The organism is Aquabacterium sp., from assembly GCF_035476535.1.
Taxonomy (GTDB): Bacteria; Pseudomonadota; Gammaproteobacteria; order Burkholderiales; family Burkholderiaceae_C; genus Pseudaquabacterium.
Genome location: NZ_DATILJ010000312.1, coordinates 1 through 22,092, shown reverse-complemented (window position 1 = coordinate 22,092; position 22,092 = coordinate 1). Strand labels below are relative to the sequence as shown.

At 67.8% G+C, this 22,092-nt stretch carries 18 protein-coding genes and 1 pseudogene; 5 read left to right on the top strand and 14 right to left on the bottom strand.

The window, feature by feature from the left end:
- The 4 genes from VLK61_RS30200 to VLK61_RS30185 all read right to left on the bottom strand — a co-directional run.
- Positions 1–235: hypothetical protein (locus tag VLK61_RS30200; RefSeq protein ID WP_325427085.1), on the bottom strand; the 235-nt coding region annotated here is incomplete at its 3' end.
- A gap of 18 nt (positions 236–253) precedes the next feature.
- Entirely contained in the window at positions 254–1,060 is an 807-nt protein-coding gene (locus VLK61_RS30195) for an enoyl-CoA hydratase/isomerase family protein (RefSeq protein ID WP_325427083.1), read from the bottom strand.
- 2 nt (positions 1,061–1,062) lie between these two features.
- Complete coding sequence (locus VLK61_RS30190; protein ID WP_325427081.1) at positions 1,063–2,229, bottom strand: acyl-CoA dehydrogenase family protein; 1,167 nt, start codon at positions 2,227–2,229, stop codon at positions 1,063–1,065.
- A gap of 36 nt (positions 2,230–2,265) precedes the next feature.
- Positions 2,266–3,885, bottom strand: coding sequence for an acyl-CoA carboxylase subunit beta (locus VLK61_RS30185; RefSeq protein ID WP_325427079.1), 1,620 nt, complete (start codon positions 3,883–3,885; stop codon positions 2,266–2,268).
- 249 nt (positions 3,886–4,134) lie between these two features.
- On the opposite strand from VLK61_RS30185, the gene VLK61_RS30180 reads away from it, so the two are divergent.
- The 5 genes from VLK61_RS30180 to VLK61_RS30160 all read left to right on the top strand — a co-directional run bounded on the left by VLK61_RS30180 (position 4,135) and on the right by VLK61_RS30160 (position 12,186).
- Positions 4,135–4,590, top strand: a complete 456-nt coding sequence (locus VLK61_RS30180) for a MerR family transcriptional regulator (protein WP_325427077.1) — start codon at positions 4,135–4,137, stop codon at positions 4,588–4,590.
- 140 nt (positions 4,591–4,730) lie between these two features.
- Positions 4,731–6,245, top strand: a complete 1,515-nt coding sequence (locus VLK61_RS30175; RefSeq protein WP_325427075.1) for a sensor histidine kinase — start codon at positions 4,731–4,733, stop codon at positions 6,243–6,245.
- A gap of 173 nt (positions 6,246–6,418) precedes the next feature.
- Entirely contained in the window at positions 6,419–9,286 is a 2,868-nt protein-coding gene (locus tag VLK61_RS30170) for a type VI secretion system Vgr family protein (RefSeq protein ID WP_325427073.1), read from the top strand.
- A gap of 18 nt (positions 9,287–9,304) precedes the next feature.
- Entirely contained in the window at positions 9,305–11,542 is a 2,238-nt protein-coding gene (locus tag VLK61_RS30165; RefSeq protein ID WP_325427071.1) for a hydroxyethylthiazole kinase, read from the top strand.
- On the top strand, positions 11,539–12,186 hold the full coding sequence (locus tag VLK61_RS30160; protein WP_325427069.1) for a hypothetical protein: 648 nt from the start codon (positions 11,539–11,541) through the stop codon (positions 12,184–12,186). Before VLK61_RS30165 ends, VLK61_RS30160 begins: the two co-directional genes overlap by 4 nt.
- Positions 12,187–12,271: 85 nt before the next feature.
- Here the strand turns inward: VLK61_RS30160 and VLK61_RS30155 are convergent, their stop codons facing one another.
- The 10 genes and pseudogenes from VLK61_RS30155 to VLK61_RS30110 all read right to left on the bottom strand — a co-directional run.
- Entirely contained in the window at positions 12,272–13,822 is a 1,551-nt protein-coding gene (locus VLK61_RS30155; RefSeq protein WP_325427067.1) for a methyl-accepting chemotaxis protein, read from the bottom strand.
- Between the two features lie 245 nt (positions 13,823–14,067).
- Positions 14,068–14,802, bottom strand: a complete 735-nt coding sequence (locus VLK61_RS30150; protein WP_325427065.1) for an amino acid ABC transporter ATP-binding protein — start codon at positions 14,800–14,802, stop codon at positions 14,068–14,070.
- A gap of 10 nt (positions 14,803–14,812) precedes the next feature.
- Positions 14,813–15,481, bottom strand: a complete 669-nt coding sequence (locus VLK61_RS30145; RefSeq protein ID WP_325427063.1) for an amino acid ABC transporter permease — start codon at positions 15,479–15,481, stop codon at positions 14,813–14,815.
- Positions 15,481–16,173, bottom strand: a complete 693-nt coding sequence (locus VLK61_RS30140) for an amino acid ABC transporter permease (RefSeq protein ID WP_325427087.1) — start codon at positions 16,171–16,173, stop codon at positions 15,481–15,483. Before VLK61_RS30140 ends, VLK61_RS30145 begins: the two co-directional genes overlap by 1 nt.
- A gap of 211 nt (positions 16,174–16,384) precedes the next feature.
- Positions 16,385–17,284, bottom strand: coding sequence for an amino acid ABC transporter substrate-binding protein (locus tag VLK61_RS30135; protein ID WP_325427061.1), 900 nt, complete (start codon positions 17,282–17,284; stop codon positions 16,385–16,387).
- Between the two features lie 95 nt (positions 17,285–17,379).
- Complete coding sequence (locus tag VLK61_RS30130) at positions 17,380–18,270, bottom strand: amino acid ABC transporter substrate-binding protein (protein WP_325427059.1); 891 nt, start codon at positions 18,268–18,270, stop codon at positions 17,380–17,382.
- A 39-nt stretch (positions 18,271–18,309) separates the two neighbouring features.
- Positions 18,310–19,728 carry an aspartate ammonia-lyase gene (locus VLK61_RS30125; protein WP_325427057.1) on the bottom strand — a complete coding sequence of 473 codons (1,419 nt, stop codon included), beginning with the start codon at positions 19,726–19,728 and terminating at the stop codon, positions 18,310–18,312.
- A 103-nt stretch (positions 19,729–19,831) separates the two neighbouring features.
- Positions 19,832–20,227 (bottom strand): RidA family protein, encoded by a 396-nt coding sequence (locus VLK61_RS30120; RefSeq protein ID WP_325427055.1) that lies wholly within the window; start codon positions 20,225–20,227, stop codon positions 19,832–19,834.
- Positions 20,224–21,864, bottom strand: coding sequence for an AMP-binding protein (locus VLK61_RS30115; protein WP_325427053.1), 1,641 nt, complete (start codon positions 21,862–21,864; stop codon positions 20,224–20,226). The genes VLK61_RS30120 and VLK61_RS30115 overlap by 4 nt, the downstream gene beginning before the upstream one ends.
- Positions 21,865–21,890: 26 nt before the next feature.
- Positions 21,891–22,092 (bottom strand): annotated as a pseudogene (locus VLK61_RS30110) (enoyl-CoA hydratase); the annotation flags it as partial.

Genomic DNA, 22,092 nt, shown 5'->3' with positions numbered 1-22,092 from the left:
TGCCGCCACTGGCGCTGCAGGACTGCGCGTGCGGAGGCACAAATGAACGTTTGGTTTTCTGGCTCTCTTTCTTGGTGACTTCTTTCTGAGCCAGCAGAAAGAAGTTACCCGCCCGCCGGGGCGGAATCCCGGCCACTCCGCAGGACTCAACAATTGAATGTCGGCTCTCAGAACAACAACCGAACGGCCGCAACGGGCCGTCTGCAGAAGTTCGCGACAGGCGTTGACGATTCATGTCAGCGATGGGCCAGGTTCACAGCGGCGCCCACGCGGCGGGCCGTTTTTGAATGAATGCCGTGGTGCCCTCCACGCCCTCGGGCCCTTGCACGGCGCGGGAGAACACCGCGGCGGCCTCTGCCACCAGCGTGGCCGACGGCGCGAAGCGGGCCTGGGCCAGCAAGGCCTTGGTCGCGGCGATCGCGCCGGGAGCGCAGCGCAGGATGTCGTCGAGCACACGCGCCAGCGCGGTGTCGAGCGTGTCGGCGCCGTGCACCTCGTGCACCAGCCGGATCGCCAGCGCCTCGCTGGCGCCCAGCGTCGCGCCGCAGACCGCCAGGCGCTTGGCTTCGCTGTAGCCCAGGCGCTCGACCAGGAAGGGTGCGATCTGCGCCGGCACCAGGCCGAGCGAGGTTTCAGGCAGGCGGAAGCTGACGGTGTCGCTGGCGATCGCCACATCGGCGACGCAGGCCAGGCCGAAGCCGCCGCCCATCACCGTGCCTTCGAGCACTGCCACCACGGCCAGCGGCGTCGCGGCAAAAGCAACGCATAACGCACCAAAGGCACGGCTGACCTGCGCAATCGGATCGATGCCGTCGACGGCGGGCCGGCCTCGCGCCGCGGCCATGTCCTTGATGTCGCCGCCGGCGCAGAAGTGGCTGCCGGCACCGCGCAGCACCAGCGCGCGCGTCTGGCCGTCGCGCTCGGCTTCGGCGAGCACGGCGCGCAACTCGGCCACCATCACCAGCGACATCGCATTGCGCTGCTCCGGCCGGTTCAGCGTGATGTGCAGCGTGGCGCCGCTGCGGGCCAGTGCCAGCGTGGTGAGAGCTGCCGTGGCCATGCTCAATGCGCCCCTTTGGGCAGCGTGCCTTCGAGCTTGCAGATGATGCCCAGCATGACCTCGTCGGCCCCACCTCCGATCGAGATCAGCCGTGAATCACGGTAGGCGCGGGAGACCAGGTTGTCGATGGTGTAGCCCATGCCGCCCCAGAACTGCAGGCAGGCATCGGCCACTTCACGCGACAGGCGGCCGCACTTCAGCTTGGCCATCGAGGCCAGCGCGGTCACGTCCTTGCCGGCGACATACATCTCCACCGCGCGGTAGGTCAGTGCACGCAGCGCCTCGACCTCGGTGCGCAGTTCGGCGAGCCTGAAGTGCACGACCTGGTTGTCCAGAATGCTCTTGCCGAAGGCCTTGCGCTCGCGGGTGTAGGCTATGGTCAGGTCGATCAGCCTGTCCAGGCTGCGCAGCGAACCGGCGGCGCCGAACAGGCGCTCTTCCTGGAACTGCATCATCTGGAACATGAAGCCCATGCCTTCCTGGCCAATGAGATTTCGCTGCGGCACGCGCACGTTGTCGAAGAACAGCTGCGCGGTGTCCGACGAGTGCATGCCGATCTTGTGGATCTTCTGCTTGATGATGCCGGGTGCATCCATCGGCACGATGATCAGGCTCTTGTTCTTGTGCGGCGATCCGCCTTCGCCCATGTCGCTGGTGTTGGCCAGCAGGCAGCACCAGTCGGCTTTCAGGCCATTGGTGATCCACATCTTGCTGCCATTGATCAGGTAGTCGCCGCCGTCCTTGCGTGCGCTGGTCTTCACCGCAGCGACATCCGAACCGCCGCCGGGTTCGCTGACACCCAGGCAGCCGACGACGTCGCCGGCGATCGATGGCGCCAGGAACTCGCGGCGCAGCTCGTCGCTGCCGAAGCGCGCCAGCGCCGGCGTGCACATGTCGGTGTGCACGCCGATGGCCATGGGCACGCCGCCGCAGTTCGTCGCGCCCAGCGCTTCGGCCATCACCATCGAGTAGCTGAAGTCCAGGCCGGCACCGCCGAATGCTTCCGGGTACTTCAGGCCCAGCAGGCCCAGCTGGCCGAGCTTCTTGAAGACTTCGTGGCTGGGGAACTGCTCGGCCTTCTCCCATTCATCGACATAGGGGTTCAGCTCCTTCTGCACGAACTTGGTGACGGTGTCGTCGAGCTGGCGGTGCTGTTCGGTGAATTGCATGGAGATAGCTCTTGAAGTAGGTGGCCATGGCGGTCGTCAGAACCTGGCGATGCCGAAGGTGTTGGGGCGCAGCGTGCGGCGCTCGGCATCGGTGGCCAGCGTCAGGCCGAGCGCCAGCAGGCGGCGCGTGTCGCGCGGGTCGATGATGCCGTCGTCCCACAGGCGCGCGGTGCCGAAAAGGGCCATGGATTCGGCGTCGAGCCGGCGTCTGAGTTGCTCGCTCATCGCCTTCAGGCCGGCTTCGGCCTGCTCGTTGACTGCCACGCCCGTGCGCGCCAGCTTGCCGCGGCTGACCATGTCCATCACCATCGCCGCCTGCGCACCCCCCATCACCGCGGTGCGCGCGGTGGGCCAGGCGAAAATGAAGCGCGGGTCGAAGCCGCGGCCGCACATGCCGTAGTTGCCTGCGCCGAAACTGCCGCCGAGCACGATGGTGAACTTCGGCACCCGCGCATTGGCCACGGCCTGGATCATCTTGCTGCCGTGCTTGATGGCGCCGGCCGCTTCGGCCGCCGAGCCCACCATGTAGCCGGTGGTGTTTTGCAGAAAGACCAGCGGCGTGCCGCTCTGGTCGCACAGCTGGATGAACTGCGCCGCCTTGGTCGAACCCGAGGGCTGGATCGGCCCGTTGTTGCCGATGAGGCCGATCGCATGGCCCTGGATGCGGGCATGGCCGCAGACCGTGTCGGCGGCATAGACGGCCTTGAACTCGAGGAAGGCAGAGTCGTCGACGAGGCGGGCGATGATTTCGCGCACGTCGTAGGGTTCACGCTCGTCGGCCGGCACGATGCCCAGCAATTCTTCGGCGCTGTAGCGCGGCGGTGGCGCGTCGGCCGTCGGGGTCACGGTATCCCACGGCAATGCACCGAGCAGTTCCCGCGTTAGCGCGATGGCATGCGCATCGTTTTCCGTCAGGTATTCGCCCAGGCCGGTGGCGCGCGCATGCAGCTCGGCGCCGCCGAGTTCCTCTTCGGTGGCGTCTTCGCCGATCGCGGCCTTGACCAGCGGCGGGCCGGCCAGGTAGATGCTCGATCGGCCCTTGACCAGCACGACATAGTCCGACAGGCCCGGCAGGTAGGCGCCGCCCGCAGTGGAAGCGCCATGCACGACAGCGACCTGCGGAATGCCGGCGGCCGACAGGCGCGCCTGGTTGGCGAAGCTGCGGCCGCCGTCGACGAAGATCTCGGCCTGGTACATCAGGTTCGCGCCGCCGGACTCCACCAGTGCGATCAGCGGCAGCTTGTTCTCCAGCGCGATGGCCTGCGCTCGCAGGCCCTTCTTCAGCCCCATCGGTGCGACGGTGCCGCCTTTCACCGCGCTGTCGTTGGCGCTGATCAACACCCGCTTGCCGGCCACCACGCCGATGCCGACGATGGAGCCGCCGCCCATCACGCTTTTTTTGCCATCGTCGTCGTGCATGCCCAGGCCCGCCAGCGTGCTGATCTCGACGAATTCACTGCCGCGGTCGATCAGGCGGGCGACGCGTTCGCGCGGCAGCAGCTGGCCGCGCTGATCGAACTTGACGCGCTTGCTTTCCGATTCACCGACGACGATGGCCTCGAGGGCACGCACTTCGGCCAGCCGCTCGTGCATGCGGCGCTGGTTGGCGACGAAGCCGGCCGACTTGGGATTCAACAGCGAGGTGATCACGGGCATGTTGTCAGCGCCTGCGAAAGCCGCATTAAGCGCGAGGGTGACGTTAACGTCAACCTGATGACGGCTAGGGAATTCCAGAAGCCGATGCGGCATGGGGTGGTTTTACGATGCTGCGTCGGTGCATGGCGCCACTTTCACGAGGACCCCGGATCATGGACCTGCACGCCTGCCCCCACGCCTTGCGCGCTCGTCAAAGGGGTGCCTGCGGCGGCGGGAGCGTCGCGGCCCCGCTGCCAAGGGGGTTCTGAAATGGCTGTTGCCGCCGCCAAGCGCCCGGGCGCGGCTGCGGCCGCGCAGGCAATGGTCGCCGCGCACCGTAGCGACGATGCCAGCGAGCTGTTCGGCGTGACCGAGCTGTGCCAGGCCTTCGCCATCACGCCGCGCGCGATCCGCTTCTATGAAGACAAGGGTCTGCTGTCGCCGCGGCGCGTCAATGGTGCGCGGGTCTACACCCGGCGCGACCGGGCGCGGCTGGCGCTGATCCTGCGTGCCAAGGCCATCGGCTCGTCGCTGGCCGAGATCAAGCATTACCTGGATCTGTACGGCGTGCACGGCGAAGGCCGTACGCAGCAGCTGCGTTTTGTGCTGAGCCGCACCGATGCGGCGATCGCCGAGCTGGAGCGCAAGCGCGCGCACATCGACGCCACGCTGGCCGAACTGCGGCTGATCAACAGCACCGTGCGGCGCCAGCTTGGCGCGCCCTGAACCCGGCCGCCGGTGCGCCGCTGGGGAAAAATCAGCTGCGCGACAGCCCGCAATCTGATCCAGAATCAGCACGGCGGTGCCGATCCGGGCCGCCGACAAGAACACCACCGTCGCAGGGAGCTGCCGGTACAGGGGCCGTCATGGCTGACAGCACGGACGGCGGCACGTCAACGCTGTTTGACCTGCTGCCGGTGGGCGCCTACCGATCGTCGCCGCAGGGTTTCATGCTGCGCGCGAACGCTGCCCTGGTGCGCTTCAACGGCTACGCCAGCGAGGCCGAGCTGCTGAGCCAGTGCCGTGACGTGGCGCACGAGTGGTATGTCGATCCCCGCCAGCGTGAGCGCTTTCGCGAGCAGCTGGAACGCGACGGCCAGGTCACCGGTTTTGTCTCGGAGGTCTACCGCCACGCCACGCGCGAGCCGGTGTGGATCACCGAAAACGCCCACATCGTGCGCGACGCAGCGGGCCTGGTGCTGTACTACGAAGGCACGGTCGAAGAAATCACCGACCGCGTGCGGGCACAGGCCGCGTTGCAGCGCAGCGAAGCCCACCTGCGCCTGATCACGCAGCAGATGCCGGGCATGGTGTTCCGCGTGAACATCACGCCCGAGGGCTGCCGCGTGTTCAGCTTCGTCAGCGACGGCGTGTTAGCCCTGTTCGGCGTCCCGCCCGAGGTGGTGATGACCGATGGCGACGTGCTCGACACCTACCGCCACCCCGACGACCGGGCACGGGTGGCGCAAGCCGTGGCGCACAGCGTGGCCGCCGTCGACGTGCTGAATGTCGAGTTCCGCATCGTGCTCGACAGCGGCGAGCAGAAGTGGGTGCACCTGCAATCGCGCCCGATGCCCGCCGACGGGCCGGGACAGGAACGGGTCGGGGTGCTGATCGACATCAGCGCGCAGAAGCGCGCCGCCGAGTGGCGGCAGGCGCGCGACCGCGCCGAAGCCGCCGACCGGGCCAAGACGCAGCTGCTGTCGCGCGTCAGCCATGAGTTGCGCACACCGCTGAACGCCGTGCTGGGCTTCGGCCAGCTGCTGGTGACCGACACCACGCTGGACCCGCGCCACCGCGCCTGGGTACAACAGATCGTGGCCAGCGGCCAGCACCTGCTGGCGCTGGTGGAAGACGTGCTGGATGTGTCGAGCGCTCAGACCGGGCAGCTGAGCCTGGCCTGCGCCGCGGTGGATCTGCGCCAGGTGCTGGCCGAAGCCTGGGCGGTGCTGGAAGGCAGCGGCAGCCCGGGGGACCTGCACTTCGACGGCGACGGGGTTCGCGGTCCGCCGCTGTGGGTGCAGGGCGATGCCCGGCGCCTGAAGCAGGTGGCGAGCAACCTGCTGTCCAACGCCATCCAGTACAACCGGCCGGGGGGGCGTGTCAGCGTGCGGACGCAGACGGTCACCACGCCGCTGGGCAATCGGGTGGAGTTGCGCGTGGCCGACACCGGCATGGGCATGACGCCCACGCAGTTGGCGCGCCTGTTCAAGCCCTTCGAGCGCGTGGGGGCGCAACACATCGGTGTGCAGGGCAGTGGCCTCGGGCTGGCGCTGAGCAAGCAGTTGGTGGAAGCCATGGGCGGCACGATCGGCGTGCAGAGCGTGCCGGGCGAGGGCTCGGTGTTCACGGTGCAGCTGCCGGCGCCGCCAGGCGCGTGATGCAGCCCCACGCGGGCATGGTGGCGCAAGCGCTGTTACCGCAGGCAACGAATCAGTGGCTGAAACCCGCGCTTGAAGCTAGGGGGAGGCTCGGCTGCACGCACGGGCTGGGCTAAATTCTTCACCCTGTGCCAGCTGCCACCCGAAGTAGCCGGCAGCCCCCGGGAGCCCTGATGAATCTCGATGCCCTTGCAGCGGCCGCGCTGACCGGTGGCTTTCTGACGCAAGACCGGCTGTACCACCTGCAGGGTGAAGGGCCGCTGGCCGAGTTGCTGGTCGAAGCCTGGTGCCAGCGCGAGGGCCTGAACGAAACCTGGTTGATGCAGATCAGCGCGCTGGCGCTGCGCCCGGACCTCGACCTGGACGACATGCTGGGCCGCCAGCTGACGTTGCGCACCACGCTCAGCGATGGCAGCGCCTTGCTGCGCAGCGGCGTCGTCACCCGCGCCAGTGCCGAAGAATCTGACGGCGGTTTTGCACGTTATCGGCTCGATGTCGAATGCTGGCTGGGCCTGCTGGCGCACACGCGGCGCAGCCAGGTGTGGCAGGAAAAATCGCTGGTCGAGATCATCGAGAGCGTGTTCTCGCGCTACAGCGCCTATGCCGCGTGGCAGTGGGCCGACTGCGTGGCCGCGCATCTGGCGATGAGCCCCTTCACCAGTGCCGAAGGCGTGCGCAGCTACACCGTGCAGTACCGCGAGACGGATCTGGCCTTCGTGCAGCGCCTGCTGACGGAAGACGGCCTGGTCTACCGCTTCGAGCCGGACGATGCGGCGCCGATGGGCCACCGCCTGGTGATCCTGGCCGACAGCGTGAACCGGGCCAGCTGTCCCGAAGACAGCAGCAGCGCCAGCGCTCTGGGCGGCCAGGGCATTCGCTTCCACCGCGCCGGCATCATCGAAGACCAGGATGCCGTGCAGGCCTTCGGCGGCCTGCGCCAGCTGCCGAGTGCGGTGGCCACGGCGCTGGGCTGGGACTACAAGGCCAAGCGCGTGCGGGCCGCCAGCGTGCCCACCCGCGGCCGCTTCGGCGGCGCGCAAGCGCCGCAGCTCGAAGCCTACGATCACTTTGGCGCCTATGCCTTCGGCAACCAGGCGCAAGCCGAGCGCGCACTGGAACTGGTGCAGCAAGCGCATGAAACCCGCCACAAGACCTGGCTGGGCCGCGGCACGGTGCGCAGTTTCACGCCCGGCAGTCATTTCACGCTGACCGAATCGGTGCTGGATCCCTTGCAGGCGCTGGCCGGCACCGACGACAAGCGCTTCCTGCTGACCCGCGTGGTGCATGCGGGCATCAACAACCTGCCCAAGGACAGCAACCAGGCGATCGTCACGCAGCGCCACGAAGGCGGCGCCGAGCTGCTGGCCGAGTGGGTCGGCGAGGAACTGAAGACTCAGGTCGCCGCGTCGGGCTATGCGAACCGCTTCGAAGCCATCCGCGCCAGCGTGCCCTGGCGACCGCTGCAGGCCGACGGCAATGGCCAGCGCCTGAACCCCAAGCCGACGATCACCGGGCCGTTGACGGCCACCGTGGTCGGACCCGGTGAGCAAGAGATCCACATGGATGCGCTGGGCCGCATTCGCATCCGCTACGACTTCCAGACGCAGCCGGGCATGGGTCCCGATACCAGCAGCACCAGCACCTGGGTGCGCGTGCTGCAGCGCCATGCCGGCGCGGGCATGGGGCTGCAGTTCATCCCGCGCATCGGGCAGGACGTGCTGGTCGACTTCATCGACGGCGACATCGACCGCCCGCTGGTGGTGGCCGCGCTGTACGACGGCCAGGGGGAAGCCGGCATCACGCCGACGCCTGGGGGCAAGCCGGCCGAGGCCGATGCCAGCGCCTTCAGCCAATCCAGCGACCACCGGCCCAGCGCGCAGGGCAACCTGGCGGGCGGCCGCAGCCCGGCCTGGCACGGTGCCAGCGCGGCGGACGCGGTGCCGCAGGGCGGCCAGCGCAATGCCGCGGCGCTGAGCGGCTGGAAGACGCAGGAGTTCGGCGCCCTCGGGTTCAACCAGCTGGCATTCGACGACAGCAACAGCCAGTTGCGTGCGCAACTGGCCACCACCCAGCACGCCACCCAGCTGAACCTGGGCCACCTGATCCACCAGGCGGACAACCACCGTGGCAGCTTCCGCGGCCTGGGCTTCGAACTGCGAACGGACGCGTACGGCGCAGTCCGGGCGGCCAACGGCCTGCTGCTGTCGAGCTACGGCGCGCAGGGCCAGGAGCCGGCGGGCGACAACGCCGCAGCCATGGCCCTGGGCAAGCAGCTGAAAACGCTGGGCCAGGTGATGAGCGACGCAGCCCGGCTGCACCAGACGGTGGCGCTGTCAAACCACATCGGCAGCACTGCGCCGGGCAAGAGTCTGATCGACGAGAAGGCGGCGCCGCTGGCGGCGCTGCACACGATGGTCTCCGGCATGGTCGACGAAACGGCGATGGACAAGGCCGAAGCCGACGCGGCGGCCAAGAGCACCGCGGCCGGCGATGGCAAGCAGCCGCACACGACGAACCCGATCGTCGCGATCGCGGCCAAGGCCGGCCTGGCGGTGACGGCGGGGCTGGATCTGCAGATGACGGCGGGCGAGACCATCACCACCGCGAGCGGCCAGGACACGCACTGGGCGGTGGGCGGCACCGCGCGCATCCACACCGGCCAGGCCATCGGCCTGCTGGCCGGCGCCATCGAGCCGGGCACCGAGGCCGCCGGCAAGGGCCTGACGATGATCGCGGCGAAGGGGGACATCGAGGTCCAGGCGCAATCGAATGCGCTGCAGCTGGCGGCGAAGGACGATGTGCTGATCGAGTCGGTGCGCAGCTTCCTGGACATCGCCAGCCCGAAGAAGATCAGCTTGAGCGTGGCGGGCGGCGCCAACATCACGCTGGAGGGCGGCAACATCGTGATCCAGTGCCCCGGCACGATCCGGGTGCTGGCGGGCAAGAAGAGTTTTCTGGGGCCGTCCAACGTGCCCTACCCGCTGCCGGTGATGCCCAAGCAGCCGCTGAAGTTCAGCGGCCGTTACCCGTTCTCGCTGTAAGCCGCCGCGCACCCACCCATGCTCATCAGCCCCCCGTTCCTGCCGGCCCGCGCGGCCAATGAGTCCGAGGCCGATTGGCTGGACCGCTGCATGGCCGGCGGCGAACCCGGTGACGGCGCCTACCCGTTGAGCTTCAACCTCGGCTGGCACGGCGGTATGCACCTGGTCGCCCCCGGCAACGGCACGAGCTTCGAAGCCGTGCGGGCGATCGCCGATGGCACGGTGGTGTTCCGCCGCCCCCCGACGCCCCAGCCCGCCGGCCCGCTGCCCGCCGGCCACCCGCAGGCCTACCACGGCGGCTGGACCGACAACGGCGTGGTCGTGATCCGCCACGACACCGAGATCGGCGAAGGCGCCAATGCCGAAGTGCGCTTCTTCTCGATCTACATGCACCTGCGCGAGATCGCCGCCACGGTGTCGACCACGGCCAACGGCGGCCGCATCAGCCGCAAGGCGGAGATCGGCCAGGCCGGGCAGGTCTACGGCAGCCTGGACCGCAAGCTGCACTTCGAGATCGTCTGCGACGACGACAACCTGCGCAAGCTGGTCGGCCGCGCGGCGGGCGACCTGAACACTGGCGCCGATGGCCGCGTCGATGCGCTGTACGGCGAGATGTATGTGCAGGTGCCGGCGGGCGCAGCGGTGTACGGCCGCCGGCCGCTGGCGAACTCGGCCGCCGCGATGATGCAGCCGCCGACGCCCCAGGGCCAGCCGCGGCCGGCGCCGCTGGCGCTGCAGCCGGTGCACACCACCGCGGCCGAGATGATCGTCGGCCTGCGCTGCGCCGGCGGCGAGGGCACGGCGGCGCAGCGCGCGGGCGTGCAGGTCACGAGCTATCGGCTCGATGGCAGTGCGCTCGGCGCGGCCTTGACGCAGGCCGATGCCGAATACGAGCTGTACGACACGGCCGGCGACATCAGCGAAGCCTATCCTGCTGCCACGCGGCCGGCGCCCAGCGCGGTGTACGAGCTGCTGCGCTATGGCCGCGTCGTCGGCCCCGATGCGCTGGCGCCGGCCGATGTGCCGCATTGGCGCGAAGTGCGCTACGACGGTGGCCAGGGCTGGATCAACCTCAACGCGGCCGGCCTGCACAAGTTCAGCGATGCCGATTTCCCGCACTGGAAGCAGTGGCGGCTGATCGACGACAGCGCCGATCGCGACAGCCGCTGCGATTCCACCGTGGTCCGCGGCTGGCTGGACGCGAGCAATGACGGCCGGATCGACCCGATCGAGGCCGTCATCCGGCTATCGGACGCCGATGTGCGGCCGAAGCTGGACCGGGCGATCTGCAAGTTCTCGACCGAATGGGATGCGGCGACGGTGGATGCCCGCTGGGGCTGGCTGAAGACCCGCAGCGACGAGAACGCGCAGCCGCTGGACACAGCAGAGTTCGAAGCGTTGCGGGCGCACATCGGCGCACTGGCCTTCTGGCCCGGTGGCATGGGCTTGCCGGCCGAGCACTGGCATTTCCAGCCGCGCGAGTTCGTGCGGCACTTCAGGCCCTGCCGCTGGCTCGCCGAGCGTGAAATGAAAGCGGTGTACCCGAATGCCACGGCCGCCAACATCACACGGTATCGGACGCATCTGAATGTCGCGACGCGAAAGTACCTGGTGGCGTCGCCGATCCGGCTGGGCCACTTCTATGGGCAGGCCGCGGTCGAATCGGCGCAGCTGCGCTTCATGTCGGAGCTTTACAACGGCGACCCGTACACCTACTTCAGGCACTATGCCAAGGCCAAGAACTTCGCCGGCTGGCTGGGCAATGTCGAATGGAACGACGGCGGCGACTTCCGCGGCCGCGGCTTCAAGCAGATGACGGGCCGCGACAACTACGCGCGCTATTGGGTCTATCGCGGATGGCTGTCGGCGGCGACCTTCTCGGCCAACTGGTGGCGCGATCCGGGCTGGTGGGGCCTGCCCGGCAACACCGTGCCGGCCGGGCAAGTCAACACCTTGCCAACGCAGAACGCGGTCGCGGTGGCGGCGCTGGTCGCGGCGCGGCGGCCACCGGTCATCGGCAATCCCGATGTCATCAGCACCGATGCGCACAACTGCATCGACACCGCCGGCTGGTTCTGGGCCAAGAACACGCTGATCTCGACCGCCGACACCAACGACGCGGCGGAGATGACCCGGCGCGTGCGCGGTGACGGTGCCAACGTCGGCGTGACGACCCCCTGGCCCGCGGCGGCGCATTTCCCGGATCGCCAGGCACAGACCACGCGCATCATCACGCTGCTGGGAGACAGGCCATGAGGGCACCATCCTGGCTGCTGCTGGGCGGCACGGCGCTGGCGCTGCTGACCGGCGCCTGCGCCGCCGAACCCGCACTGCAATGCCGTGTCGATGAGCGATCGGCGGTGCTGTCGCTGAAGGGCGGGCCCGGAGTCGAGGTCGTGATTCCGCGGCGGGCCGACATCTGTGAAGCGGGCTACAGCTACGAAGCCGAAGCCGGCCAACCGATGCGGGGCCTGCTGATGCTGGCGCCGCGCGAACTGGGGCTGAACGCGAAGAACGTCGTTTACCGCATCAGCTTTGCCGATGGCGAGGCGCTGAAGCTGGGCGAATTGCCGGCCTCTGCCGAGCGCGGCGCCGATGGGCGCTACCAGAACGTGATTCAGCAGGCCGGGTCGCTGTTCCTCGAACACTACGAGATCGACGCGGCCGCGGTGCGCATGGCACCGGTGAGCCATGAGCTGGTGTTCGACGGTGAGCTGTGCACCGACGCGGCGAATGCCGTGCACGTGCGCGGCATCGGCGTGGCGGGCGCCTGCAGCAAGCGCATGAAGGCCTCGATGGCCAGGCCGGTGTGCGTGGCGCACCGTCAAGGGTCCGACCGCGTCGTCCCGCTGGTCGAGTGCGAAGCGCTGAGCAAGCGGCTGGGCCGGGTCCGGCCGTGACGGCGCCGGCCAGCTGAGCGCACAGCGAGCCCACGCGTTCAGCGGCTGACAGCCGCGCGTGCCACCACGCCGTGCGGATCAGGCTTCAGTGCACGCGGAACGACGCCACCGCGGTGGCCAGCTTGCCGGCCTGTTCCTTCAGCGAATCGGCCGCGGCGGCGGACTCTTCCACCAGCGCGGCATTCTGCTGCGTCATCTGGTCGAGCTGGGTCACGGTGCCGTTGACCTGGCCGATGCCGGCGCTCTGTTCGGTGACGGCGGCGCTGATCTCGCCGATGGTGTCGCACACCCGCTTCACGCTGGCGACGATGTCGGTCATCGTGCTGCCGGCGTCCTGCACCAGGCGTGAACCGGCGTCCACGCGTTCGACGCTGCTGCTGATCAGGCTTTTGATCTCGCGCGCGGCTTCGGCGCTGCGTTGCGCCAGGTTGCGCACCTCGCCGGCGACCACGGCGAAGCCGCGGCCCTGCTCCCCGGCACGGGCGGCTTCCACCGCGGCATTGAGCGCCAGGATGTTGGTCTGGAAGGCGATGCCGTCGATGACGCCGATGATGTCGGCGATCTTCTTCGAGCTGGTCTGGATCTGGTCCATCGTCGCGACGACCTGGGCCACTACCGCGCCGCCGCGTGCGGCCACTTCGGCGGCCGAGCTGGCCAGGTGGTTGGCGGTGTGGGCCGATTCGGCCGAGTGGCGCACGTTGCCGCTCAGGTGATCGATGGCGCTGGCCGCCTGCTGCAGGTTGGAGGCCGTCTGCTCGGTGCGCTGGCTCAGGTCGAGGTTGCCCGAGGCCACTTCGCTGCTGGCGGTCTGGATGCTGTCGGCGCTGGTGCGCACGTCGCCGACGATGCGGCGCAGCGAGTCGGTCATGCGCTGCAAAGCCCGCAGCGTCTGCGCCGCTTCGTCGTGGCCGTGCACGCTCACTTCATGCGTCAGGTCGCCGTTGGCGATGTGGGTGGCCACGGCCTGGGCCTCGGCCAGCGGCCTGACGATCGAGCGGCTGACCGTGAAGGCCACCAGCACGCCCAGCAGCACCGCGACGAGCACCACTGTGGCGAGCATCGCGGCCACGGCCTGCACCAGGGTGCCGACACCGGCCTGGATGCCGCGGGTGACTTCGTCGACCTGCTTCTGGTTGGCCGCGAAGCCGGCCTCGGTGGCCGCGAAGGCGGTGTTGACCGGGCCGAGTGCGGTGGTGGCTTCCTTGGCATCGGGGAAGCGCGCGCCGGCCAGGTCCTTGTAGTAGGTCTCGAAGCTGCTGCGGTAGGTCTCGATCTGCTTGCCGATGGCATCGACGCCTTCGATCTGCTTCGCTGTCGTCATCAGCGCACGAACCGATTGCAGTTCACGCTGGCTGTCCTTCAGCGCCGCATCCCAGCCCTTCTTGTGCACGGCGATCGCGGCGTTGTCCAGGTTGTTGGCGACCATCGATTGCTCGGCGATGCGCGCGCGCAGCAACGCCCGCAAGCCCAGGTCGGAGTGGCCGTGCAGCGGCTGGACCTGGCTGAGCAAGCTGTCCGTGCTTTGCCGGGCGCTGTGCACGCCGAAGCCGCCAACGGCGGCGACCGCCAGCAGCAGCACCAGCAGCAGCCCGAAGGCGGCGAACAGGCGGTTGCGGATCGAGAGTTGATTCAGCATGGTGGGGCTCGCAGGTGGGATACGGCAGGCAGGAGCGCACGCTCGAAACCGATGCTGAGGTATCGGCCGATCAGGGAAAACCTGGAGAAGGCGGGCAAGTCGCGCACATCTTCAAACCGCCGTTCGGCACGCACCACGCCGGGCTGCCGGCGCCTCGCCGGGGGGCGGGCGGGCGCATCATCTGCGGCTTGCCGCAGTGCCCGCCGCACCAGAGTCGGGCGGTCAGGCGCTGGGCGGCGGAATGCTCAGTGCTGGAGGATCTTGGACAGGAAGTCTTTCGCTCTCGGCGAGCGCGCTTCCGGGTTGCCGAAGAATTCATCCTTGCGGCAATCCTCCACGATCTTGCCGGCGTCCATGAAGATCACGCGGTGGCTGACCTTCTTGGCAAAGCCCATCTCGTGCGTGACGCACATCATCGTCATGCCTTCGGTGGCCAGTTGCACCATCACGTCCAGCACTTCGCCGACCATCTCGGGGTCCAGCGCCGAGGTGGGTTCGTCGAACAGCATGACGATCGGGTCCATGCTCAGCGCGCGGGCAATCGCCACGCGCTGCTGCTGGCCGCCGGAGAGCTGGCCGGGGAACTTGTCCTTGTGCGCCATCAGGCCGACGCGGTCCAGCATCTTCAGGCCGCGGGTCTTGGCCTCGTCGGCGCTGCGGTTGAGCACCTTGATCTGGGCCAGCGTCAGGTTCTCGGTGACCGACAGGTGCGGGAACAGCTCGAAGTTCTGGAACACCATGCCCACCCGCGAGCGCAGCTTGGGCAGGTTGGTGTTCGGGTCGGAGATCGAGATGCCGTCGACGACGATGTCGCCCTTCTGGAACGGCTCCAGCGCGTTGACGGTCTTGACCAGCGTCGACTTGCCCGAACCCGAGGGGCCGCAGACGACGACCACGTCGCCCTTCTTGATGCTGGTGCTGCAGTCGGTCAGCACCTGGAAGCTGCCGTACCACTTGCTGACGTTCTTGATGTCAATCATGGTTGTGACCTTAACGAATGATGGCGATCTTCTTCTGCAGGCGGCGCACGAGCATCGACAGGCTGAAGCAGATGACGAAGTAGACGACGGTGGCGATCAGGTAGGTCTCGACCGGGCGGTTGAAGTTCTTGCCCGCCACCTCGAAGCCCTTGAGCAGGTCATAGGCGCCGATGGCATAGACCAGCGAGGTGTCCTGGAACAGGATGATGGTCTGCGTCAGCAGCACCGGCAGCATGTTGCGGAAGGCCTGCGGCAGCACGATCAGCTTCATGCACTGCGCATAGGTCATGCCCACCGCGTAGCCGGCGTTGACCTGCCCGCGCGAGACGCTCTGGATGCCCGCCCGCATGATCTCCGAGTAGTAGGCGGCCTCGAAGATCGTGAAGGTGATGATGGCCGACAGTTCGGCGCCGATCGAGCGGCCGATCAGCAGCGGGATCAGCAGGAAGAACCACAGGATCACCATCACCAGTGGCACGCTGCGCATCAGGTTGACGTAGGCCGCGGCCGGCTGCACCAGCCAGGGCTTGCCGGACAGCCGCATCAGCGCCAGCGCGGTGCCCAGCGCGATGCCGCCGAGCATCGCGATGATGGTCAGCTGCACCGAGAAGATCAGGCCCTTGGCGATGAAGCTCTGGACGACGGCCCAGTTGATGAACGAGAAGTCGAGTGCGGTCATCACTTGCCCCCGCCCAGCACGCCGGGCACCTGCACCCGGGTTTCGATGAACTTGGCGATGCGGTTGATCGCGAAGGCCGAGACGAAGTACAGCAGCGTGGCGGCGCTGTACATCATGATCGGCTGCGAGGTTTCTTCAGCCGATTGCTGGGCGAAGAAGGCCAGCTCGGCAATGCTCACCGCAAAGGCCACCGAGGAGTTCTTGATGATGTTCATCGACTCGCTGGTCATCGGGGGGATGACGATGCGGAAGGCCATCGGCAGGATCACGTAGCGGTAGGTCTGCGGCAGGGTCAGGCCCATCGCCAGGCCGGCATAGCGCTGGCCCTTGGGCAGCGTGTTGATGCCGGCCTTGACCTGCTCGGCAATGCGCGCCGAGGTGAAGCAGCCCAGCGCGAACACCACCAGCACGAAGCTCGGCACCTCGCGCAGCGGCGTGAACAGCGCCGGCAGCACGTGGTACCAGAGGAAGATCTGCACGATCAGCGGGATGTTGCGGAACACCTCCGTCCAGGCTTCGCCCAGCAGCACCAGCCAGCGTTTGGGCGTGGTGCGGAAGATGCCCATCATCGAGCCGACCACCAGCGCGACGACCAGCGCCAGGATCGAGACGCTCAGCGTCCAGCCCCAGGCCGACAACATCCATTGCAGGTAGGTGACTTCCGCGCCTCCCGCAGCAAAGCAGGTGGGCATGATGTCGCCCGTTGCGGTGTCCTTGCAGAACACCTGCCAATCCCATGCACTCAAGGCATCCTCCGGTGGCGCCGGCGTTGTCTGGCAGCGCCAGGCCGGTCAACATGAAAACGAGCGCGGCAGGCCTTGCGGTCTGCGCGCTCGTTGCAGGATATGCAAGCCCCGCGCCCGCGGGCACAGGACTTACCTCAGTAGGCGTCTGCCTCTGGGCTTATTTCTTTGCGTAGTCTTCCATCGGCTTGTCGTTCGGGGCGGCCCAGGCGGACTTGGTGGCGTCCGACAGCGGCAGGCCGACCTTGGTGTTGGTCGGCGGGATGGCCTGCATGAACCACTTGTCGTACAGCTTGGCCAGCGAGCCGTCCTTGATCTGGTTCTTGATGCTGTCGTCCACGGCTTTCTTGAAGGCCGGGTCGTCCTTGCGCAGCATGCAGGCGATGGGCTCGACCGACAGCACTTCGCCGACGATCTTGAAGTCCGCCGGATTCTTGGACTTCGAGATGTTGCCGGCGAGGATCTGGCCGTCCATCACAAAGGCGTCGGCACGGCCGGATTCCAGCAGCAGGAAGCTGTCGGCGTGGTCCTTGCCGAAGATTTCCTTGAAGTCCACACCGTTGGCCCGCTCATGCTTGCGCAGGGTTTGCACCGAGGTGGTGCCGGTGGTGGTGGCCACGGTCTTGCCGGTCAGCTGGCCGATGTTGGTGATGCCCGAGGCCGTCTTCACCGCGATGCGCACTTCCTCGACGAAGGTGGTCACCGCGAAAGCCACGTCCTTGCCGCGCGTGGCGTTGTTGGTTGTCGAGCCGCACTCCAGGTCGACCGTGCCGTTCTGCACCAGCGGCAGGCGGTTCTGCGAGGTCACCGGCTGCTGCTTGATCTCCAGCTTGGCCAGGCCCAGCTGCTTTTGCAGGTCGGCGGCGATCTTCAGCGCCATCTCGGTGTGGAAGCCGGCGTACTTGCCGTCGCCCAGCGTGTACGACAGCGCGCCCGAGGACTCACGCACGCCCAGCGTGATGCTGCCGCTGTCCTTGATCTTCTTCAGGGTGTCCGTGGCTTGGGCCTGGGCGGCGCCGGCAGCGGCCAGGGCGGCCAGGACGAACAAAGACTTCTTCATGCAATCTCCTAGGGAAAACCAAGTGGTCAGGGAAAAACGGAATTTCAGCATGCGCCGGCCTACGGGCAAGCCCGTAGGCGCTGCGGCGGGCCGGCTTACTGCGGAACGATATCGGTGGGGTACTTCCAGAAGTCCCGCAGCAGGTAATTCATCGGCAGGTTCAGCGCCGTGCTCTTCGGGGGAATCGGCTGCTGGAACCAGCGCTCGTACAACTTGCCGGCGTCGCCGCCGCGGATCAGGCGCTTCATCTCGTCGTCGACGATGCGCTTGAATTCTGCATCGTCCTTGCTGAGCATGATGGCCAGCGGCTCGATCGTCAGGAACTTGCCGACCACCTTCAGCTTGGCCGGCTCGGGCCGGCCCGACATCAGCCCGTACAGCAGCACATCGTCCATCGCGAAGCCGTCGACCTCGCCTTTTTCGACCATCTCGACGGCCTTCACGTGCTCCGGCGCCTCGACGATGGTGATACCCAGCAGCAGGTCGCGGTTGGCCTTGTCAATGGCCTTCAGCGGCGCGGTGGTTTTGGTCGAGGCCAGCTTCTTGCCCTGGAATTCGGCCAGCAGCTGGACCGGGCTGTCGGCTCGCACCATGTAGCGCGTGCCGGTGATGTAGTGCGGCACCGTGAAGCTGACCTGCTGGCGCCGCTCGGCCGTGTTGGTGGTGGAGCTGCACTCCAGGTCGGCACGGCCTTCGGTGATGGCGGCAAGGCGGTCGGCGGTGGTCACCATCACGTAGTCCAGCTTCAGCGCCGGCAGCGCCAGCTTCTTCTTCACGGCCTCGGCCACGCGCTGGCACAACTCGACGGCAAAGCCGACCGGTTTCTTGTGGCCGTCGAGGTAGGAGAAGGGCACCGAGGCTTCCCGATGGGCGATGACCAGCGTGGCCTTGGACTTGATGCGGTCAAGCACCGCGCCGGACCAGGCGGGCGTGGTGGCGCAGGCCAGCAGGCAGGCGGTGACGAGCGGCAGTCGGATGACGGGCATCCGCCAAGTTACCACTTTTCGTGCCAGCCCCATGCCGGCTCAGCCCACCAGGCGCACGGGCTGGGTCAGGCGCTCGGGCACCAGCAGCGTGGCCATCTCGGCCTGGCTGAGGATGCCCAGCGCTTCGGCCGTGGCGGCAATGGTGCCGCCGGTGGCCAGCGCGGTCTTGGCGATCAGCGCGGCTTTTTCGTAGCCGATGATCGGGTTCAGCGCGGTGACCAGCGTGACCGATTCGGCCACCCGGCGCTGCAGCACGGCATGGTTGGGCAGGATGCCTTCGATGCAGTTGAGTTGCAGCGTGCGGCAGGCCTGGGTCAGGTGCTTGACGCTCTTGAACAGCGCCCAGCCCATGATGGGCTCGAAGGCGTTGAGCTGCAGCTGGCCGGCCTCGCTGGCCATCGTGATCGTCATGTCGTTGCCGATGACCTCGAAGGCGACCTGGTTCATCACCTCCGGGATCACCGGGTTGACCTTGCCCGGCATGATCGACGAGCCGGCCTGGCGTGCCGGCAGCAGGATGTCGCCGAAGCCGGCCTGCGGGCCGGACGACAGCAGCCGCAGGTCGTTGCAGATCTTGCTCAGCTTGCAGGCCACCCGCTTGAGCACGCCGGACAGCTGCACGAAGGCGCCGGTGTCCTGCGTGGCTTCCACCAGGTTCGGCGAGGCGACCACCGGCACGCCGCTGATGGCGGCCAGCGCGCGCACCACCTGCTCGGCATAGCCGCCCGGCGCGTTGATGCCGGTGCCGATGGCGGTGGCGCCGAGGTTGATCTCCTCGATCAGCGAGCGCGCTTCGCGCAGGCGCTGCTCGTCCTCGCCGATCATCACCGCGAAGGCGCCGAACTCCTGGCCCAGCGTCATCGGCACGGCGTCCTGCAGCTGCGTGCGGCCGATCTTCAGCACGGTCTTGAATTCCTCGGCCTTGAGCTCGAAGGCGCCGCGCAGCGCGGCCATCGCGGCCAACAACCCGCCGATGCCGACCCAGGCCGCCAGGCGCAGCGCAGTGGGGTAGACGTCGTTGGTGCTCTGCGAGGCGTTGACGTGGTCGTTGGGGTGCAGCCGGGCGTAATCGCCCTTGACGGCGCCCAGCAACTCCAGCGCGCGGTTGGCGATCACCTCGTTGGCGTTCATGTTGGTCGAGGTGCCGGCGCCGCCCTGTATCACGTCGACGATGAACTGGTCGTGCAGCCGCCCGACCATCAGCTCGTCGCAGGCCTGGGCGATGGCGCCGGCACGTTCGCCGTCCAGCACGCCCAGCGCGGCATTGGTGCGTGCGGCGGCCTGCTTGACGCAGGCCAGTGCATGGATCAGCTCGGGCACCTGGCCGATGGTCTGGCCGGTGATCGGGAAATTTTCAACCGCGCGGGCCGTGTGCACGCCCCAATAGGCTTCGGCGGGGATCGCCTTGTCGCCGAGGAAATCGTGTTCGCGCCGTGTGGGAAGGGGTGATGAGCTCATGGGGGGCGGACTGTACGGAACGCCCCTGGTCGCGGCCAATGCTGTTTGCGGGCGCGCCCATGCAAGAAACGCATTGCTGGCCTGGGAAAACCCTAGGCCTGCATCAATCCGGTAGCACCGCGGTGACCTCGATCTCGACCTTGGCCTGGCGCTCGATCAAGGCGCTGACTTCCACCGCCGTCATCGTGATCGCGTAGTCGCCGATCAGCTCGCGGAAGGCCGCGCCGATCTCGCGGCCCTGGTCCAAGTACTCCTGGCGGTCGGTGATGTACCAGGTCATGCGCACGATGTGCGCGGGCTTGGCGCCGGCCTCGGCCAGCACCGCGACGATATTGGCCAGCGCCTGGCGCGCCTGGTCGCACAGCCGGTCGCTGTGGAAGCGGCCCTCGGCGTCCCAGCCGATCATGCCGGCGACGAACACCATCTGCCCGCGCGCCACGACCCCGTTGGCATAACCCTTGGGCCGCGGCCAGCCGGGCGGTAGCAAGGTGGTCTTCATGTGATGTCTCCCAGGGTCTTGAGTTTGAAGCGCTGCAGCTTGCCGGTTTCGGTGCGTGGCAGCGCGGTGACGAAATCGATCGCCCGCGGGTACTTGTACGGTGCGATCGTCTGCTTGACGAAATCCTGCAGCGTGCGGGTCATGACATTGCCGGCCTCGTGCCCTGCGCGCAGCACGACGAAGGCCTTGACGATCTGGCCGCGCTCGTCGTCCGGCACGCCGATCACCGCGCATTCGGCCACCGCAGGGTGCTGCATCAAGGCCTCTTCGACCTCCGGCGCGCCGATGTTGTAGCCGGCCGAGATGATCATGTCGTCGAGCCGGCTGCAGTAGTGGAAGTAGCCGTCTTCGTCCTGGCGGTAGGCATCGCCGGTGAGGTTCCAGCCGTCCTGCACATAACGCGCCTGGCGATCGTCCGCGAGATAGCGGCAGCCGGTCGGGCCCTTCACCGCCAGGCGGCCGATCTGGCCGGGCGGCAGCGGCTGGCCATCGTCGCCCAGCACGCAGGCGCGGTAGCCGGGCACGACGGTGCCGGTGGCGCCCGGCCGCGCATGAGCCTCGTCGTGCGAAATGAAGATGTGCAGCATTTCGGTGGCGCCGATGCCGTCGATCAGCTCAAGGCCGGTGTGCTCTTTCCACAGCGCCCGCGTGGCCGCCGGCAGCGCTTCACCGGCCGACACGCATTGGCGCAGGTTGCCGCCCTGCGCTGCCGAGATGCGGCGCACGCCGGCTTCGACGGCCAGCGCTCGGTAGCTGGTCGGCGCGGTGAACACAACCGTCGCCTTGAACTGGCTGATGGCGTCCAGCAGCAGCGGCGGGCTCGGTTTTTCCAGCAGCACCGTAGAGGCGCCGACGTGCATCGGGAACAGCAGCAGGCCACCGAGCCCGAAGGTGAAGGCCAGCGGCGGGCTGCCGATGAACACGTCGCCGGGCTTCGCGCGCAGTACCAGCGCCGGCCAGCACAGGCAGGCCGCCATCACGTCGCGATGGAAATGCATCGTGCCCTTGGGCGTGCCGGTGGTGCCGGAGGTGAAAGCGATCAGGCAGGTGTCGTCGGCAGCGGTATCGACGGCGTCGAACTGCGGGCTGTGGCGGGCCATCGCGGCTTCCAGGCCGTCGGCGCTGTTGTCGTGGAAATGGCGGATGTGCCGCAGCACCGGGCAGGTCGCGGCGGCGCCGGCCAGTTCTTCGGCCAGTGCGCCGTCGCACAAGGCGTGCGTCACTTCGGCTTTGCTGATGACCTGGGCCAGCTCCTTGGCGCGCAGCAGCGGCATCGTGGCCACCGCGATGCCGCCGGCCTTGACCACCGCGAACCAGCAGGCCGCCATCATCGGGTTGTTCGGTGCGCGCAGCAGCACGCGGTTGCCGGGCACCAGGCCCATGTCCTGCACCAGCACGTGGGCGATGCGGTTGGCCCGGTCCTGCAGATCGGCATAGGTCCAGCGCAGGCCGCCCGGCGCCTGGATGCACAGGCGTTCGCCGTCACCCTGCGCGACGCGCTTGTCCAGCAGTTCGGCCGCGCAGTTCAGCTGTTCTGGAAACTGCAACTCGGGCAGGTCGAACAAGAACTCGGGCTGCTGCTCCGTGGGCGGCAGGCGGTCGCGGGCGAAGGGATCGAGGTGGGCAGATCGGCTCATGGTCATCAACTCCGAAAGCCGCGGCCTCAGTCGCCCTGGAAGACAGGCTTCTCTTTGGCGACGAAAGCGTCGTAGGCGCGTTTGAAATCCTCGGTCAGCATGCACAGCGCCTGGGCCTGGGCCTCGGCTTCAATGGCCTGGTCCACCGTCATGGTCCATTCCTGGTGCAGCATGGTCTTGGTGATGCCGTTGGCAAAGCTGGGGCCGGCGGCGATGTCGGCGGCCAGG

Bases quoted from the DNA above. Each gene is read 5' to 3' on its own strand.
- VLK61_RS30150 (WP_325427065.1), bottom strand. From the start codon at position 14,802: ATGATTGACATCAAGAACGTCAGCAAGTGGTACGGCAGCTTCCAGGTG.
- VLK61_RS30185 (WP_325427079.1), bottom strand. From the start codon at position 3,885: ATGCCCGTGATCACCTCGCTGTTGAATCCCAAGTCGGCCGGCTTCGTC.
- VLK61_RS30145 (WP_325427063.1), bottom strand. From the start codon at position 15,481: ATGACCGCACTCGACTTCTCGTTCATCAACTGGGCCGTCGTCCAGAGC.
- VLK61_RS30120 (WP_325427055.1), bottom strand. From the start codon at position 20,227: ATGAAGACCACCTTGCTACCGCCCGGCTGGCCGCGGCCCAAGGGTTAT.
- VLK61_RS30135 (WP_325427061.1), bottom strand. From the start codon at position 17,284: ATGAAGAAGTCTTTGTTCGTCCTGGCCGCCCTGGCCGCTGCCGGCGCC.
- VLK61_RS30115 (WP_325427053.1), bottom strand. From the start codon at position 21,864: ATGAGCCGATCTGCCCACCTCGATCCCTTCGCCCGCGACCGCCTGCCG.
- VLK61_RS30170 (WP_325427073.1), top strand. From the start codon at position 6,419: ATGAATCTCGATGCCCTTGCAGCGGCCGCGCTGACCGGTGGCTTTCTG.
- VLK61_RS30160 (WP_325427069.1), top strand. From the start codon at position 11,539: ATGAGGGCACCATCCTGGCTGCTGCTGGGCGGCACGGCGCTGGCGCTG.
- VLK61_RS30140 (WP_325427087.1), bottom strand. From the start codon at position 16,173: ATGCCCACCTGCTTTGCTGCGGGAGGCGCGGAAGTCACCTACCTGCAA.
- VLK61_RS30165 (WP_325427071.1), top strand. From the start codon at position 9,305: ATGCTCATCAGCCCCCCGTTCCTGCCGGCCCGCGCGGCCAATGAGTCC.
- VLK61_RS30180 (WP_325427077.1), top strand. From the start codon at position 4,135: ATGGCTGTTGCCGCCGCCAAGCGCCCGGGCGCGGCTGCGGCCGCGCAG.
- VLK61_RS30130 (WP_325427059.1), bottom strand. From the start codon at position 18,270: ATGCCCGTCATCCGACTGCCGCTCGTCACCGCCTGCCTGCTGGCCTGC.
- VLK61_RS30155 (WP_325427067.1), bottom strand. From the start codon at position 13,822: ATGCTGAATCAACTCTCGATCCGCAACCGCCTGTTCGCCGCCTTCGGG.
- VLK61_RS30190 (WP_325427081.1), bottom strand. From the start codon at position 2,229: ATGCAATTCACCGAACAGCACCGCCAGCTCGACGACACCGTCACCAAG.
- VLK61_RS30195 (WP_325427083.1), bottom strand. From the start codon at position 1,060: ATGGCCACGGCAGCTCTCACCACGCTGGCACTGGCCCGCAGCGGCGCC.
- VLK61_RS30125 (WP_325427057.1), bottom strand. From the start codon at position 19,728: ATGAGCTCATCACCCCTTCCCACACGGCGCGAACACGATTTCCTCGGC.
- VLK61_RS30175 (WP_325427075.1), top strand. From the start codon at position 4,731: ATGGCTGACAGCACGGACGGCGGCACGTCAACGCTGTTTGACCTGCTG.